This is a genomic window from Klebsiella sp. C349492, from assembly GCF_042055345.1.
GTDB lineage: Bacteria > Pseudomonadota > Gammaproteobacteria > Enterobacterales > Enterobacteriaceae > Klebsiella > Klebsiella scottii.
This window is the reverse complement of the sequence record NZ_JANQCE010000001.1, coordinates 122,939-138,084: the sequence shown is the minus strand read 5'-3', so window position 1 is coordinate 138,084 and position 15,146 is coordinate 122,939. Positions and strand designations below refer to the sequence as shown.

At 49.0% G+C, this 15,146-nt stretch carries 17 protein-coding genes; 2 read left to right on the top strand and 15 right to left on the bottom strand.

Features of this window, described 5'->3' with window-relative positions:
- Nucleotides 1-60 precede the first annotated feature (60 nt).
- Complete coding sequence (locus tag NWP14_RS00615; RefSeq protein WP_375214577.1) at nt 61-1,335, top strand: extracellular solute-binding protein; 1,275 nt, start codon at nt 61-63, stop codon at nt 1,333-1,335.
- 17 nt (nt 1,336-1,352) lie between these two features.
- A complete protein-coding gene (locus tag NWP14_RS00610; protein ID WP_375214576.1) occupies nt 1,353-2,264 on the top strand; it encodes a carbohydrate ABC transporter permease in 912 nt (303 codons plus the stop codon).
- A gap of 532 nt (nt 2,265-2,796) precedes the next feature.
- Here NWP14_RS00610 and NWP14_RS00605 read toward each other — a convergent pair.
- The 15 genes from NWP14_RS00605 to nthB form a co-directional block, all read right to left on the bottom strand.
- Nucleotides 2,797-3,852, bottom strand: coding sequence for a galactitol-1-phosphate 5-dehydrogenase (locus tag NWP14_RS00605; RefSeq protein ID WP_375214575.1), 1,056 nt, complete (start codon nt 3,850-3,852; stop codon nt 2,797-2,799).
- A gap of 93 nt (nt 3,853-3,945) precedes the next feature.
- Nucleotides 3,946-4,728 carry a 5'/3'-nucleotidase SurE gene (gene surE, locus NWP14_RS00600; protein WP_375214574.1) on the bottom strand — a complete coding sequence of 261 codons (783 nt, stop codon included), beginning with the start codon at nt 4,726-4,728 and terminating at the stop codon, nt 3,946-3,948.
- A gap of 71 nt (nt 4,729-4,799) precedes the next feature.
- On the bottom strand, nt 4,800-5,072 hold the full coding sequence (locus NWP14_RS00595; protein ID WP_095101556.1) for an HPr family phosphocarrier protein: 273 nt from the start codon (nt 5,070-5,072) through the stop codon (nt 4,800-4,802).
- Between the two features lie 43 nt (nt 5,073-5,115).
- Nucleotides 5,116-5,955, bottom strand: a complete 840-nt coding sequence (locus NWP14_RS00590; protein ID WP_375214573.1) for a class II aldolase — start codon at nt 5,953-5,955, stop codon at nt 5,116-5,118.
- 5 nt (nt 5,956-5,960) lie between these two features.
- Nucleotides 5,961-6,704 carry a GntR family transcriptional regulator gene (locus NWP14_RS00585; RefSeq protein WP_095101552.1) on the bottom strand — a complete coding sequence of 248 codons (744 nt, stop codon included), beginning with the start codon at nt 6,702-6,704 and terminating at the stop codon, nt 5,961-5,963.
- A gap of 181 nt (nt 6,705-6,885) precedes the next feature.
- A complete protein-coding gene (locus tag NWP14_RS00580; protein ID WP_375214572.1) occupies nt 6,886-7,920 on the bottom strand; it encodes a zinc-binding dehydrogenase in 1,035 nt (344 codons plus the stop codon).
- Nucleotides 7,920-9,431 (bottom strand): L-fuculokinase, encoded by a 1,512-nt coding sequence (locus NWP14_RS00575; protein WP_375214571.1) that lies wholly within the window; start codon nt 9,429-9,431, stop codon nt 7,920-7,922. The genes NWP14_RS00580 and NWP14_RS00575 overlap by 1 nt, the downstream gene beginning before the upstream one ends.
- Nucleotides 9,432-9,508: 77 nt before the next feature.
- Nucleotides 9,509-10,903, bottom strand: a complete 1,395-nt coding sequence (locus tag NWP14_RS00570; protein WP_095101546.1) for a PTS galactitol transporter subunit IIC — start codon at nt 10,901-10,903, stop codon at nt 9,509-9,511.
- An 11-nt stretch (nt 10,904-10,914) separates the two neighbouring features.
- Nucleotides 10,915-11,196, bottom strand: coding sequence for a PTS sugar transporter subunit IIB (locus NWP14_RS00565; RefSeq protein WP_095101544.1), 282 nt, complete (start codon nt 11,194-11,196; stop codon nt 10,915-10,917).
- Between the two features lie 57 nt (nt 11,197-11,253).
- Nucleotides 11,254-11,718: a PTS sugar transporter subunit IIA gene (locus NWP14_RS00560; RefSeq protein WP_095101542.1), complete on the bottom strand. Its 465-nt coding sequence runs from the start codon at nt 11,716-11,718 to the stop codon at nt 11,254-11,256.
- A gap of 731 nt (nt 11,719-12,449) precedes the next feature.
- Nucleotides 12,450-13,004 carry a histidine phosphatase family protein gene (locus tag NWP14_RS00555; protein WP_375214570.1) on the bottom strand — a complete coding sequence of 185 codons (555 nt, stop codon included), beginning with the start codon at nt 13,002-13,004 and terminating at the stop codon, nt 12,450-12,452.
- Nucleotides 13,005-13,008: 4 nt separating this feature from the next.
- Entirely contained in the window at nt 13,009-13,773 is a 765-nt protein-coding gene (locus NWP14_RS00550; RefSeq protein ID WP_095101538.1) for a CbtA family protein, read from the bottom strand.
- A gap of 10 nt (nt 13,774-13,783) precedes the next feature.
- On the bottom strand, nt 13,784-13,993 hold the full coding sequence (locus NWP14_RS00545; RefSeq protein WP_331834456.1) for a CbtB-domain containing protein: 210 nt from the start codon (nt 13,991-13,993) through the stop codon (nt 13,784-13,786).
- 32 nt (nt 13,994-14,025) lie between these two features.
- Complete coding sequence (locus tag NWP14_RS00540) at nt 14,026-14,460, bottom strand: nitrile hydratase accessory protein (RefSeq protein ID WP_375214569.1); 435 nt, start codon at nt 14,458-14,460, stop codon at nt 14,026-14,028.
- Entirely contained in the window at nt 14,457-15,116 is a 660-nt protein-coding gene (gene nthB / locus NWP14_RS00535) for a nitrile hydratase subunit beta (RefSeq protein WP_375214568.1), read from the bottom strand. Before nthB ends, NWP14_RS00540 begins: the two co-directional genes overlap by 4 nt.
- Between the last annotated feature and the right edge of the window lie 30 nt (nt 15,117-15,146).

The window sequence follows — 15,146 nt, the reverse complement described above, 5'->3', positions numbered from 1 at the left end:
TGCCAACCAGACCGAAAATCGTCGCCGTTAACACTCCGGCACCTTCACCAGGAGTTAATTATGTTGAATCGTAAGAAAGTCACATTGTTATCGGGTCTGATAGTCCTTAGCCTTTCGGCGTCCGTTCGGGCAGAAGATATTGTGCTGCGTGCGTTGATGGAAGATGTGCCGGAAACGCAAATCATTGAAAAAATGCTGCCTGATTTCGAAAAGCAGTACCACATCAAAGTGCAGTTCGAAAAAATCGGTTACGGCGATATGCATGACAAGCTGGTTTCACAGCTAATTCAGTCGCAAAGCTATTACAACCTGCTGGAAGTGGATTTTCTGTGGGCGGGGGAATTCAGCAAAGCCGGCTGGCTGACGGACCTCACGCCGGACGTGAAAAAATCAAACTTTGATATGTCGGCCTTTATTCCGGCGACCGTATCGCTCATTAATGTCACGGCCAATAAAACCTCTCTGATCCCGATGTACAACTATTCCATGGGCCTGATTTACCGTACGGATGTGTTGCAGGATGAGAAGTTAAAGAGCGCGTATCAGACCGAATTTAAAAAGCCGCTCGAGCAGCCCAAAACCCTGGAAGAGTACGTATCGCTTGCCAAATTTATTAAAAAGAACAGCGACATGTCCGGAGCGGCCATGCAGGGGCAGCGCGGGGATCCAAACAGCATGGAGTTCTCGAACTATCTCTTCGCCAGCGGCGGCGCTTATATTGACGATAAAGGCAAATCGGCCCTGAACAGCCCGGCGGGGAATAAAGCGATGACGCTGTATGCAGACGCCATCAAGAATGCCGCGCAAACCGGTGCGCTTTCTGCCACCCTCGACGATACCGTGCGTCTGATGTGTAGCGGTAAAGCGTTCAGTATGTTGACCTACTGGTGGATGCTGCCGCAACTGGATAACGCCACCACCTGCCCGGCCGTAGCCGGTAAACTCGCGCTGACAACCGTTCCAGGTGGACACGGAGAGAGCGGCGGCTGGGGTTGGGGCATTCCGAAAAACGTCTCAGATAAAGAAAAACAGGCCGCATGGACCTTTATTCAGTGGGTACAGAGCAAAGAGGTCACCACCGCACGGGCATTGCAGGGGCATGCGCCTGTTCGCGCCGATGCGTATGAAAACGCCGAGGTACTGAAGAAGTATCCTTACTATAAAGACGCGCTGAATATCGTGGCGTCCGGCAAATCCTTCCCTGTTTTCTCTTATTCCGCCCAGTATGAAGATGTTCTGGGGACGCAGCTGTCCCTGCTGGCGAGTGGCGAAAATACCGTCGACAAGTCTCTGAAAAGCGCATCAGACCAACTTGATAAGTTACTGGTGAAATAAGAAAAGGGGGCCGGCAGATGGCTTTAGCTGAGGAATTTATCGTGAAACCGAAGTACCGTGTAACAATAGACAGATTCCGTGTAACAGGCTGGGCATTCGCCCTGCCTGGGTTGCTGGCCCTGGCGATTGTGCTCGGCTTCCCTGTTATTTATTCTGTCGTACTGGCTTTTTCGTCATATACGTTGCTGCATACTGAAATACTCCCTTTTGCCGGGCTGGATAATTTTATCAGCGTGCTGAGCAGCGATACTTTCTGGCATTCTGCCTGGCTGACGATCCGTTATTCATTACTGACGGTGAGCGGTGAATTTATTGTCGGGCTGGGTATCGCCCTGATGCTCAACCGGGTGGTGAAGACCCGTCCGGTCTATTTCGCCTTACTCACCATTCCTATGGCGATGTCACCGGTGAGCGTGGCGCTGATCTGGCGTATGTTGCTGCAGCCGAACCTCGGCATTATCAACCATATGCTGGAAAGCATCGGCCTGCCGGGCGTCGACTGGCTGGGCAACCCTACGTTGGCGTTCTGGAGCATGGTGTTTATTGATGTCTGGCAGCAGATGTCATTTGTGGTGCTGATCCTCGCCGCAGGGCTGGCATCACTACCTAATGACCCGTACGAAGCCGCCGAAATTGACGGGGCGAATAGCTTGCAGCAGTTCTGGTATATCACCCTGCCGATGCTGCGCCCGGTTTCGGCGATCGCCATTGTTATCCAGTTGATTAACGAGCTTCGGACCTATGACCTGCCCTATATCCTGACCCGTGGCGGGCCGGGAAATGCCACCGAAGTGCTGAGCTTCTTCGCCTATCGCCGGGCGTTCCTGGGCCTGTCGCTCAATGAAGGGGCCGCCGCCGCGCTGATTTTACTGTTGATCGTGCTGGTGATGACCATCATCTATTTTGTACTATTGGAACGCCGCCGATAGATGTGGAATAACGAGCGGCTGAAAGAGAATGATCGCCACCTCCATAGCGGTAGTTTAGGATTGATAATTGATAGCAGAAAACCGCTTAAGTAACCTTAAGCGGTTTTTCCTTATATTCATATTAGCGGCTCCTCGATGTCTTATTATAATAAGACGGTGCTATTTATTAGCAGTATATAAAAACTTCTCTTCATCTTCCTTAATCATCAACAGAGAACGACGATAGATCAATGCTATATTAAACTCGAACTCCTGAAAGGTCATCCCCTTATCCGAAAGGCTTTCAAACAACTACGGGGTTTCATCATAGGCCAGTTTGTCAAACTGCATTTTTCTGGGCAGTGGAAGCCACTACTTCATAAATATTTTTTAGTTGACACCATTAACAGAGGGAAGATTGCATTTTCTGAGTTTAGTTGCCAGAAGAAAGCAGTAATAAAAATGATTCAGAATGATAAGTTCATGCAACGATTTCATGTTGCCCCATGTAAGACATGAGTGATGATGAGAAATACAATCTTCCACACGACCCTCAGGATAACGCTTCGACGTTGATCAGGATCTTAACGAAAAACTCTTCCCGATTATAAAGCACCGGCAAAACCGACGGAACATCTTCCAGTAACACCCGTTTTGTAATTAATGGGGAGACATTAATCTGCCCGGTACTGAGGTAATGGATGGACGTCTGCCACTCTTTTCCCGGAAACGGCGCGGAGATAGAATTCCATGAACCTACGACTTTCAGTTCATTACGCACAATTTTTTCAAAATTCAGCCGGGGTAAAGCAACGTCACCGTAAGGGATACCCAGCAGTAACACCGTTCCGCCTTTCGCCGCCAGAAGCAGGGATGAGCCTATCCCGGCCGCATTCCCGGATGACTCAAAGACGATATCAACACCGGCATTATTGGTGGTTTCCTGGAATCGGGCTAAATGGTTGTCATCTTTAACGCAGAATGTTGCCGTCGCCCCGGTTTTCGCCGCGACCGCAAGTTTAGACTCGTCAGTGTCAAATGCGAACACGTCTCCCGCGCCGCAGATTTTTGCCCATTGAACAGCAAGTAAGCCAATGGTGCCGCAACCGACAACAGCCACACTGCTACCTGGCTTGATATAGACCTGCCGCATGCCATGTACAACCACACTTGATGGCTCTATAAAACTTGCTGTCGCAAAGTCCATCGAGTCGGGTAATTTGAGGACATTCTCGGCCGGCATCCGAATATATTCAGCAAAAGCACCGCTGACATGCCCCCCAAGCACCTTCAGATCCGTACACCGGGCATAAGTTCCCTGTCGACAGTAATCACAGTGGAAGCAGGGAAAGCAGTTACAGGCTGTGACACGATCGCCTTTCCTGAGCGATATCACCCCACTCCCCGTGCTCTCCACGGTACCGGAAAACTCATGTCCCCAGGTCAGACCGGGGTTGTATGACCCTATTTTACCAAAGCGCGATATATCTGAACCACATATACCCGCCGTATGCACTTTAATCAGAACATCATTTTCTTTTTCAACTTCAGGTCTCCGCACCTCTTCATAGCGGACATCCTGTATGCCATACAAATTTAGTGCCTTCATCGTGACCTCACTCATCGGTACCAAGGTTAAACACATGAATGTGAAAAAATGTCGCCCCTCCCAGGGCGACAAACGTACCGGCCATGTCAAGGGCTAGTGCGGCGAATTCAGGATATCGGAAAGCTGGTTCCAGCTTTCCATGGCCGTTCTTTCAAACATTAAAGGCGTGACAGAGATATATCCTTCAGAAACCGCCCTGGCCTCACTGTGTTCAGGAAATGCAGTGACCCCATGCTCCACCCGGATCCAGAAATAATTTTCTCCGTGTGGATCTGTCGTGGGAACGACCTGTAACCCTTTCACTTTGCCGATACCCTGGCGCGTGGCTTTAATTCCTCTGATCTTTTCGGCGGGCAGGTCAGGGAAATTAATACTCAGACAGCGGTCCGCCAGCAATCCCCGACTGATTAACGTGTCCAGTACGGGCAGGCAAAAGGCTTCTGCGGTACGCCAGTTAACTAAATCCTCAGGTCGTTTGTCCTGACTCAGCGCGACCGACGGAACACCAAACAGGAGGCCTGTGATGGCCGCGCCTACCGTACCGGAAAGCACGGTTTCAAAACCGATATTGGAGCCATTGTTAATACCCGACAGTAACAGCTGCGGGGGCTGTTCTTTCATCAGTTGCCGGACTGCCACCGTGACACAATCTGCAGGTGTACCATGTACTGCAAACCGGCGTTCTCCGCGTTGCTCCACACGGACAGGCTCCCTCAGGCTGACGGAGTTGGCCACGCCGCTTTTATCGGTTGCAGGCGCAATAACCCAGACTTCATCTGCAAGCTGTTCTGCAACACCCTCAAGCAATTTAATACCCGGCGCGTCAATACCATCATCATTGACAAGTAGGATCCGTTGTAACCATTTTTGAGCCACAGTATTACCTCCCGTTCAGGGATGAATATAGACCAGTCAGGTGTATAAGACTTTCCCGTAAATAAAAGGTGTTATTCTTCTTTCTCACCAAAACCGCTGGCAAATAACCCTTTTATTTCATCCATCAGAGCCTGTTCGTCCGGCCCCTCGCAGATAATTTCAACATTGGACTTTCCTTTAACTCCGGCGCCTAAAACACTCATCAACCCTTTAATTACCGTCTCCTTCCCGTTATTTACGAGCGTCACAGAAGATTCATATTTCTTCAGTGTTTTGACAAAGGTGGCTGCCGGACGTGCGTGCAGCCCCGTGCTGTTAGTAACACGAATATTCTCTCGAATCATTTTTACTTCCAATCTGATCGCTGAATTTAAAGTTATCTTGTTATCAGGATGTGCGGTTCATCATCAGTATTTTACTGTAGACATCCGCTTCCACTGCTGCTTTCGCACCTGACATTACCCTGGCTAGATTGGCTTCGTTATTATTTTGCGTCCAGGCCTGCCCCACAGTCGTAATAAATGCCTTACGCAGATCGCTGGCAATATTAACCTTAACGACATTATATTTGACAAAACTGCGGATGATGTCTTCATTAATTCCGGAGCCGCCATGAATAACCAGCGGACACGGACAGACTTTGGCAATTTTCTGCAGTAACGGAATATCAATGCGGGGAATATCTTCCAGACCATGAACATTACCGACGGAAACGGCAAGCATGCTACATCCGGTCTCTTCTACAAAGCGACGGACCTGATTAACATCCGTTTTACAGTCCGCTTCACTGACATGATCGTCTTCTTTACCCAGAATAGCACCGAGCTCGGCTTCGACGGGAACGCCGAATGACTTGCAGAAATCGACAGCTTCTTTAGTAAACGCAATATTTTCTTCATACGGCAGCTCGGCTCCGTCAATCATGACAGAGGTAAACCCCGCCCGGACAGCCTGCTTGACATCATTCAGCTCTTTACCATGGTCAAGGTGAAGACTGACCGGAACATCCATGGTAGCAGCGCGTTTTCTCACGATTTCATAGATGTAGTCATAACCCGAAAGTTTCGCATTTGTCGGTGCAATCTGAATAAAGTTAGGTAACCCTGAACGCTCAATGGCGTCCAGGATAGAAATGGTGGTTTCCAGGTTAGTGGTATTAAATGCCCCAGCCAGAACACGCTTTTCACGAATACGATCGAGCAGGATATTACCGTTTACTAATGGCATGATATTTACCTCTTTCTTCGTTGAAGTACAGTACCTAAATAATATTTATCTGATTTTAACCAGACATTACCTAAATCAAATGGCATATGATTCTCAAGAAAAACCAGTTGTTCAAGATGAAGAACCGGAGCTTCTTCATTAACTTCCAAATAGTGCCCACGTTCACTGCCGACAATTTTTGCTGCGTAGCGGCTTTCTGAATAAACGATTTTTTGCCCTGTCAGTGCTTCCACTGTCGGAAACAGATTTTGCTTATTGAAATCAACATCAACAATTCCTGGACATAGCGAAATATTAATTCTGTTTTCAATTAACATAACCCTTTCACCATCCACGCTGCGCACACGTTTGAGATAAAGAATCGGTGCACCTGGTTCTATCCGTAGTTTTGCCGCAACACTTTTTGAGGCTTTCTCTGTATATGACTCAATAACCTCAGTCGTGAATGACAAATGCTGACTTTCAAGTGATTCGGCAAAAGATAGCAGTCCCTCTCCAAGGGAGTAAGAGATATTCTCTTTCTTGACGAAAGTCCCCTTTCCCTGAACCTGAATCAACAAGCCTTCATTCACCAGCATGGTGACACCTTTCTTCACGGTTCCCCTGCTGACATGCAGTAAGTCCATAATCTGATTCTCGGAGGGAATACGGTCACCTTTACCGAGCTCCCCTTTATAAATATTTTCGCGGATCCATTCGGAAACCTGCATATATAAAGGAATTTCTGAGTCTTTCAGTATGGTACTCATGTTGTGCTGCTCCTGGTTAGATCGTCTGTATACAAGTATGAACAAGTTATGATAATACAGAGTTTTTTAAAAATTAACTATATGATCAACTTCACAGTTTCAGCCCAACACTCAATTCATCAATTAAAAAGATTGCGTCGAATCATCTGGCCCCCACCTCAGATAATGGGGGCTTCTGCGATTAAGCATCTGCTTTAATGATAATTTTCAGTACGTCATTTTCAGGATTGGCCGCAAACTCGATCGCTTCCCCTATACGCGAAAGGGACCAGGTATGTGTGATCATATCCCGGGTGTTGATTTTGTCTTTTTCCACGATTTCAATCGCTTCTTTCATGTCATATGGCGTGAGTGAGTAGGTACCAACGATAGAAATTTCATCGCGGAACAGGCGTCCAGCATCAATTTCGACCACCGGATTTTTGTCAAATGGCGAGAACACAACCACCCGACCACCACGGCGGACAACATTCACTGCCTGTGAAACCAGTGACGAGACACCCGCGGCAATAATCACCACATCCGGACCTTTACCCTGAGTGATTTCCGCCACGCGGGTTTCAACATCTTCATTTGCCGGGTCGATCGCGTGGGTGATACCGATCTTCAGTGCCAGTTCACGTTTGAAACGGGAATAGTCGGAAACGATAACGGTTGAAGCCCCTTTCAGCGCAGCCAGTTGTGCACTGACCAGACCGATAGTTCCGGAACCCAGTACCAGCACAGTATCTTTTGCATGAATATTGGCTGATTTCAGACCATGCAGACAGCAGGCGACAGGCTCGATCATTGCTGCGCGATCCCAGTCGAGAGTGTCAATAATACGGTGCGTCAGATGTTCAACATGCAGGCGCGGAATGCGAATAAACTCACTGAAACCACCAGGTTCGAGGTTCGTTTTCTTGAACTGGTCACACAGAGTAAAAAAGCCTCTGTCACAGTAATGGCAGTTAAAACACGGTACGTGGATTGCCGTCACCACGCGCTCACCAACCCGGTAGCGGGTAACATCTTTACCTACTTTCACGACTTCACCCGAGACTTCGTGCCCGAGAATAACCGGACCGGTAACCGTCTGATGTTGCGCCTTATGGATGTCAGTTCCGCACAGGCCACAGGAATGCATTTTAATAAGCATATCGCCGTCGCCAATTTCTGGCACCTCGACATCTTCATAACGAATATCATTTTTGCTGTAGTAAACACTGGCTTTCATTAGTTAACTCCATAGCAAAGACGCTCAGTGCGCATCTTGGATTCATAAAGCGGCTTGTAGACCTGAGTGTAAATCGCCTGATAGTGAGCAACCACATCACTTTCGGGTAGATAACTCAGGGTCTTTTCTTCAGTTGTTCCTGGGAGGGATTCCACATCTATACCTGCGGCTTTCGCCGCCAGTATGGCCGCGCCTTTGCTGACAGCCTCATCGACATTGCAGGCCACAATTTCCCGGTTAAGAATATTGGCTTTGAGCTGCAACCAGTAAGGGTTTTTGCAGGCCGCACCAATGACATTCACGATGGGATATTTTTTCCCTGTCAGCTCTTCATACAAATCCAGCAAGTTTTTAAGTTCAAAACACAGCCCCTGGAATACAAAACGTAGTACATCTTCTGGCCGTGACTTATCATCAAGACCGTAAATCAATGCCCGGGAGCAGGTATTTCTATCCGGCGGACCGCTGCCACGCAAATGCGGAATGAAAATACCGTCAAGGGTTCCGGCCATAACCAAATCCTGCTCGTTGCGCAGCGTTTCCACCATTCGCAGGAACGCAGGCATATCGAGCTCAAAGAGATTTCTGAACCATTCGATTGCATACCCGGCAGAAGGTAGTGAGGCATAAAGGGAATGGAGACCCGGAAGCACATGCACGCCATTTGAAACCCGAGCACGAAAGAAACGTCCGGTATTATTGACCGCTTCGGTCACGACCAGCAGTCCCTCTGTCGTTCCTGTGGAGTTAAGGATCTGATCTTCTCTGCTCAACCCGACAGCCACAGAGCCGCACATATGATCATGCCCTGCGATAGCGACACGGCTTTCCGTCGACAACCCGGTCAGATCAGAAACCGCAGATGTGACATTACCAATTGCTACTCCAGCCTGAACAAGCGGACTGAATAAAGAGGGTGAAAGCTCAGCGGTAGTGATGAGCTGTTTATCCCAGTCCATCTCAGCGATATTTAATACCATCGTCCGTGATGCCAGAGAATATTCTGAGCGCTTCACACCGGATAATTTAAAGGCAATATATTCCGCCAGACATAGCCATTTTCGGCCTTCCCGGGCATGGCTGACATTGTCATACAGCCACTTAATTTTATTTATACTGTAATTTGAATGCGCAGGGATACCAGTTATCTCATAGATATGTTCTACATCCATTGCAGAAATAATGCTTTCCAGCTGCTGGGTAGGCCGGGTGTCATACCAGGTTAATGTCGGACCAATGACATTATCATTACCATCAAGCAGGACCCCAGCCTCCCCCACACTGGCGACCGCCAGTGCAATGATATTGCCAGAATCATCCAAGGTGTTTGTTATTGTTTTAAGGCCATGTAGTATACCTTCCCAAATGAGGCGAACATCAAAATCAGTATTTTCCCCATCCACAATTTTCGGTGTTCTGAAACTGTACTGATTAATCAATTCCAGTGAAGGAATTGCGAACAAACACACCTTACAATTTGTCGTGCCAACATCGATTCCGATCGTATACATCACTCTCCCCTTTTATTTGCAAGGGACAACGTTTGTTTTATTCTGAAGCAGATCCTTCTGCTTCAAAATGGACAGAATTATTTTGCTAGCGGAATGTCACCCGCGGATGCTTCATTATTTTCTGCTGCTTCTTCTGCTTTAAGCTGTTTTTTAGTGACACGATAGAGCCACAGGCACAGCAGGAAGATGACAGGAATAAGAATCAGAGCGATAGTATTTCCTTCAAACACTTTAACTGCCCAGAAACGATACGGATTACCGCCATCGAGCAGGCTGGAAATCTCACCATCTGTTTTCAGCGGGAAATTCATGTCCCGGGCAATTTTGGTCAGGATAGGAGCCGCCGCCGACGCCACATACAAGTTCACCGCCAGACAAGGAATACCGATGAGAAATGCTCTGACAATATTCCCGCGACAGGCCAGTACAACCATAGAGATCGGAACCCAAATGTTTGCAAGGTCACCAAGCGGCAACAGTCTGTTGCCTGGAAGAACAACCGCCAGAAGCACACCGACAGGAATAAGCAGCAGAGCGGTGGACAGGACGGAAGGATGGCCTACCGCGACCGCGATATCCAGACCGATGTACAGGTCATGGCGATCGGGGTAGCGCTTCTTCAGGAAACTACGAACAGCATCAGATAGTGGCAGCAAACCTTCCATCAGCAATTTAACCATACGAGGCATAATCAGCATGACCGCTCCGAGGCTCATCGCCAGGTTTAACACACCTTTAAGATCATATTCCGCCAGCAGACCAATACCCGCCCCTAAAATCACCCCTAACATCATCGGTTCGCCAAAGACACCGAAGCGTTTCTGGATTTGGTCCGGATCCGCATTCAGTTTGTTAATGCCCGGAATTTTATCGAGCACCATGTTCCCCAGAACACCAATCGGGAAGAAAATAACTGCAGACAGCGTTGGTAATGAGATGCCTGGCAGGTTGAAATACTTCTGGATCATAGGGGCACACCAGTCAGCCATCACAAAAGTAATGGCCGCTGTGATGCCGGCAATCAGTAGTCCAAAAAAGAAATTGCCCGTCACCCCATAGACCATCGCGCCGACCATTGAGAAATGCCAGAAGTTCCAGACATCAATATCGACGGTTTTGGTCCAGTTAAGGGTAAGCATAAGTACGTTAATACCAATGGTCATTGGCACGACAAATGGTGCCACCTGAGAAGCCCAGGCGATTGCTGCCAGTGGTGTCCAGCCCAGATCAACAACAGGTAAATCAATACCGGTGTGACTGACCATTTCTTTTGCTGCAGGGCCAAGAGTATCAACCAGCAAACCAAAGACCAGAAATATACCGATAAAACCCATGCCGATGGTCAGAGCCGAACGCAGTGCGCGACTGAAGCCGGTCTGAAGACACATTGCCATAATAAAAATGATTATCGGCAACATGATCGTAGGCCCGAGTCCCAGAATAAACTGGACGGCGGAAAAGACTTTATCCATCACGCTCACCTTTATTGTTTAAGGATGGCTACGATTTTTTCCAGTAATTCTTCTTCACCAAAACCAGTAAGAAGAGGAAGACCGTTCAGAACTGGCGTCTGCAGTTCAGTCTTAACAGCTGAAGTCACAATAATTAAGTCAGCCATGCCATCCTGTTTATTAATAGTGCCAATATTTGACTGGATTGGTTCCACATTAATTCCCTGGCTTTTGCAGTACTGAACAACTTTCTCAGTTGCAACTGCAGAAGTCGCAATACCACTGGTACAGGCGAAGATGATTTTTTTGTTCATTTCAGACTCCAATATAGTAATAAGAATAACGAGGTAATAAGAACCGGTACTAATTGCCTAATAAAGACTTTCTGTCAAAATATCCATAACTTCATCCTTTGAACTCGCCCAAAGGATTTTATCCATCTCATTGCTGCGCTGAAAAAGTCCAATAAGCTTCATCAGGAATTCAAGATGTGCATCCTTTTCCTTTAGAAGTAAAAAGAAAATAACATTGACCTTCATGGTATTATCTGGATCTTCAGCCTGATTAAATACGATCCCTTCAGGACAGGTAACAACGACGAGTTTTTCTTCGCGGATATGCTCCACATCGACATGCGGGATTGCGACCCCCATCTTTTCGAGTTGCATGGCCGTCGGATGATTTTCTTCCCGGGCAATCAGTGCGTCTGGATAGCTCGGTTCTACAAAATTTTTGGATAGTAGTAATTTACTGATCGAGTTAAACAGGGTGTTTCTGTTCTGAGGAGCTTCATTCAGTATGATAAGTTCTGGTTCTAGTCTGGTATTCAAGGACATAACGCTTTGCCTCGTAATCTGTGTCGATAATTAAGGAACATGGCAAGTGACATGCATACTTGTCTATGTACAACCATGCTCAACTTGATTGAACGTTACTCCGAGCTATACATATCGCGCAACCTAAGGAAATGAGATTTGTGTCTGAGTTCACAAAAAAGCATTACTCATTTTCTGCCCATGTGAACAAAAAAAATAACAATTTGATTTAAATAAATAATTTATTTTTTTGAATGTCTGTTACTGACATTTCCATCTAGCGGTATGCTTAAAATCATGTTGCTGATAACAGAAATCTAAACGCCGTGACCGGCGCTCTTGTCTCGTCACTATCAGGAAAACGGTACCCCACCAGGCAGGCGGGGGTAACCGTACAGCGACCGGTTAAGCCGCATTCGTCACTCAGGTGACAGTGCCTGTTTCATTTGAGTATGGGTAAATGATTACCCTTTTTCAGGCGGGGAAATTCGTCTTTGGCTATTTGTAATTGTTTCATGAATGCTGAATTCGGATGCAGGGTATGCTGTCGTTGAAGGGTAGGAATTTGGCGTTGAAATGCCGACAGTAAAGAAAAGGCATTTGAGTAAATATTTCGGCTATTGTTAGAAGATGAACTACTGTGCAACTACATTCCGAGCAATGAATATCTGCGATAACGAAGGGCACCATAATCAACAATTTGCCTGGCTACTTCTGTTAAACATGGACCGTTTCAGGACTCATCCATCCATTTATTTTCCCAGACAGGCCAGATGCCATCGTTTTCCATTACTGCGCAGCATCGTCACGCTTAATGGTTGAATATCAATCAGTTGAAAGGCGCTAACGGGCGCATTGAGCAGCTGAATAACTATCGCACGAATAACTGCAGAGGAAACAATCGCGCCCTGCTCCCCTCGATCAGCCGCTCTAACAGACAACCATGTTCCCGCGCGGTCCATAACTTGTGCAATGCTTTCCCCTCCCGGCGGAGCTTCCCCGGAAAGCCAGCGCTGAAATTCCCCATAATCTTGCTCAACAACCTTTTTAATCGGGCTCCCTGCCCAGCGGCCATATCCGGGTTCAGCAAGTTCCGGAACTGACTCGCCACGCAGGCCCAGCTCACGCGTAGTCTGCCGTGCTGCCAGCTCCGGGGCGGTCCAGATTTGACTGAATGGCCCAAAGCGCTGCCTGAGCTGGCGGACCTGGTTAAGGGAAGTTTCGGTAAGGGGATCGTCAAACGGAAAGCACGAGTTCCTGTTTGCCAGGGTTTCACCCTGGCAAATCAGCTGGATCACTGAGGTCATGCCATCAGCATCCTTCCGCCAGGTCACGATGCCTCGGCTTGCGCAGCGTCCTTTCTGCAAAGGTACCAAACAGCAGCCCCGTTACGCACCACATTGTCAGCTGAGTGCCGAAAGCGCTCAGGCGAAAACGCCACAGCAGATCGGCGGAAAAGACCTCCGGGATCTCATTCACTGCGGGCATCAGCATGCAGGCGGTAATCAGCATCGCCAGCCCCGCCAACCCTCCCCACAGCGCAGCGTTCCAGCTCCCCAGCCGCGGTCTGAGATGATGGGCACTCCAGGCAGCAGTCACCACAATCACAGCGGAAACCAACAGCATGCTGAAGTAGAGCGCGGTCCGATAGCCAATCGTTGAAGGATCACCCACGGCAGGGGGATTAGGAGGATATTTCAGCCCCGGCATCATGCTCATGATCAGAAACCCGCCCAACGACAATGACAGCGCCAGCGCTCTTGCCTGGCGCGGTCCGGTTCGTTGCCAGCACAGCGACCAGACCAGAGCCAGCGCGCCGCCCATCGCCGCGCTGAACAGGATCATCCCGCTCAGCAGACCGGCACCGGACTGCGTCTTCCGGCTAAACGCTTCACCATCGGCTTCTCCCTCGTGGTGATGCCCGCCCTCCTCACCCACCTGCTTATGGGAAAGGGCTTCTTCAAATGATATCGCGCGATCGACCTGCGGCTCGCCGAAGACGTGGGCAAAGCTGAAGGCGATAATGCCAGCGAGTATCCCCGCCATCATCCCCTGTAACAGAAGTTTTCCCGTCATGATTTTGTCCTCAGTGGCAGGGGAATCCCAGCAGATGCCGGGCATCATGGAAGTATTCGTGTACCTGATTGCCGGAGAAAACGGCAGTTGCCCCTTGCTCCGCCCCGATAAAATAGACGGACAGCATCACCACCAGCGTGATAAATGTAATCCACGGCAGGATGGCATTAAGCGGGATGGGTGCCTGCTTGACTTGAATGTCATTAACGGTATGGTCCATTTTTCTTCCTTCTATCTGACTGTGAATAATATTCAGGGTGTCAGACCGGCGGATGCCGGGCTGACCGCCACGGGGACACGAAGTGCCGGGTGGTGGTGATTATGCGCCGGCGCGCAGGTGGCGCTAATCAGTGCAACCGGCATCCCGTGCGGGGTATTCAGATAAGCCTGGCGCCATTCATCGGTTCGCCGGGTCATATCTTCCTTTCCTGTCAGTTCCAGGGAGAACAGCATTTTTTCGGCGGCGGAGACCCACTGCCGGTAATAGGCATCGTTAATGCTTTCCCCCTCCCGCAATGGACTGGCTTTTATTTCCTCGCTGAAAACATCAACCCACGCTTTCCAGCTGAACTGCCCGGCCTGATGGAGGTAGACGATCAGCGAAAAAATCTGCGCCTGCCACGGATGTTCAAATGGGGCGTTATCCGCGGCGGTAGCATCGGGGGCTATCCGGATTTCTGTACTCATAGCACCTCCAGATAGTCGTCCCACAGGTCGATTCGCACCGTGTCTTTAGGCGGTGCTTTATCGCCCCACAGCTCAGTCGCGTAAAAGCTCACGCTGTAAACGTGCTGAGGATGATCGCCCAGATCGTGAGCAGCCGTATCCGGGGTGATAAAGACCCCATGATCAATCACAATCGTGCCGATCTTACCGCGGACATAGCGCGGCAGGCGGGTATGCCCCGCAGGATTGATATTTTTTGCTCTGACGCGGTCGCCAGGCTGGAAGCTGGCCGGTACATCAATATCTACCCGTGCGCAACCCCCGGTACTGACAACCGCCTGCACCATATCCTGCCGCAGCACCGGCGTTTCCGGCGATGCTGACCGCGGCTTAACCGCGCCGGCAAGCTCATCGGCGGTAATAACGCCCCTCTCCAGCAGAAGCGTCTCGAAAGCATGCATCCAGTGTTCGTAGTAGCTTTCTTCGAGATAGTGCGCCGGGGTCATGCGCTCAATGGCGTGCCGGAACATATCAACATTGAAGTGACCACCAACAAACAGAGAGGCAAAAAGCGAAAATGTGCGCCGTTCCCATTCGTGATGGAAGGGAGGCTCGTTTTCTTCAGTAATGACGGCGCCCATACCATGCATACCGCCCAGGTCATGTATCCCGTTCATCGAATTCTCCAAAAAAGTTGAAAGAAATAG

What these genes read in the sequence shown, in the direction of transcription:
- NWP14_RS00540 (WP_375214569.1), bottom strand. Translation starts at nt 14,460, where the DNA reads ATGAGTACAGAAATCCGGATAGCCCCCGATGCTACCGCCGCGGATAAC.
- NWP14_RS00590 (WP_375214573.1), bottom strand. Translation starts at nt 5,955, where the DNA reads ATGCCATTAGTAAACGGTAATATCCTGCTCGATCGTATTCGTGAAAAG.
- NWP14_RS00615 (WP_375214577.1), top strand. Translation starts at nt 61, where the DNA reads ATGTTGAATCGTAAGAAAGTCACATTGTTATCGGGTCTGATAGTCCTT.
- NWP14_RS00605 (WP_375214575.1), bottom strand. Translation starts at nt 3,852, where the DNA reads ATGAAGGCACTAAATTTGTATGGCATACAGGATGTCCGCTATGAAGAG.
- NWP14_RS00570 (WP_095101546.1), bottom strand. Translation starts at nt 10,903, where the DNA reads ATGGATAAAGTCTTTTCCGCCGTCCAGTTTATTCTGGGACTCGGGCCT.
- NWP14_RS00545 (WP_331834456.1), bottom strand. Translation starts at nt 13,993, where the DNA reads ATGGACCATACCGTTAATGACATTCAAGTCAAGCAGGCACCCATCCCG.
- NWP14_RS00580 (WP_375214572.1), bottom strand. Translation starts at nt 7,920, where the DNA reads ATGAAAGCCAGTGTTTACTACAGCAAAAATGATATTCGTTATGAAGAT.
- NWP14_RS00560 (WP_095101542.1), bottom strand. Translation starts at nt 11,718, where the DNA reads ATGTCCTTGAATACCAGACTAGAACCAGAACTTATCATACTGAATGAA.
- NWP14_RS00565 (WP_095101544.1), bottom strand. Translation starts at nt 11,196, where the DNA reads ATGAACAAAAAAATCATCTTCGCCTGTACCAGTGGTATTGCGACTTCT.
- nthB (WP_375214568.1), bottom strand. Translation starts at nt 15,116, where the DNA reads ATGAACGGGATACATGACCTGGGCGGTATGCATGGTATGGGCGCCGTC.
- NWP14_RS00610 (WP_375214576.1), top strand. Translation starts at nt 1,353, where the DNA reads ATGGCTTTAGCTGAGGAATTTATCGTGAAACCGAAGTACCGTGTAACA.
- NWP14_RS00550 (WP_095101538.1), bottom strand. Translation starts at nt 13,773, where the DNA reads ATGACGGGAAAACTTCTGTTACAGGGGATGATGGCGGGGATACTCGCT.
- NWP14_RS00555 (WP_375214570.1), bottom strand. Translation starts at nt 13,004, where the DNA reads ATGACCTCAGTGATCCAGCTGATTTGCCAGGGTGAAACCCTGGCAAAC.
- NWP14_RS00575 (WP_375214571.1), bottom strand. Translation starts at nt 9,431, where the DNA reads ATGTATACGATCGGAATCGATGTTGGCACGACAAATTGTAAGGTGTGT.
- NWP14_RS00585 (WP_095101552.1), bottom strand. Translation starts at nt 6,704, where the DNA reads ATGAGTACCATACTGAAAGACTCAGAAATTCCTTTATATATGCAGGTT.
- NWP14_RS00595 (WP_095101556.1), bottom strand. Translation starts at nt 5,072, where the DNA reads ATGATTCGAGAGAATATTCGTGTTACTAACAGCACGGGGCTGCACGCA.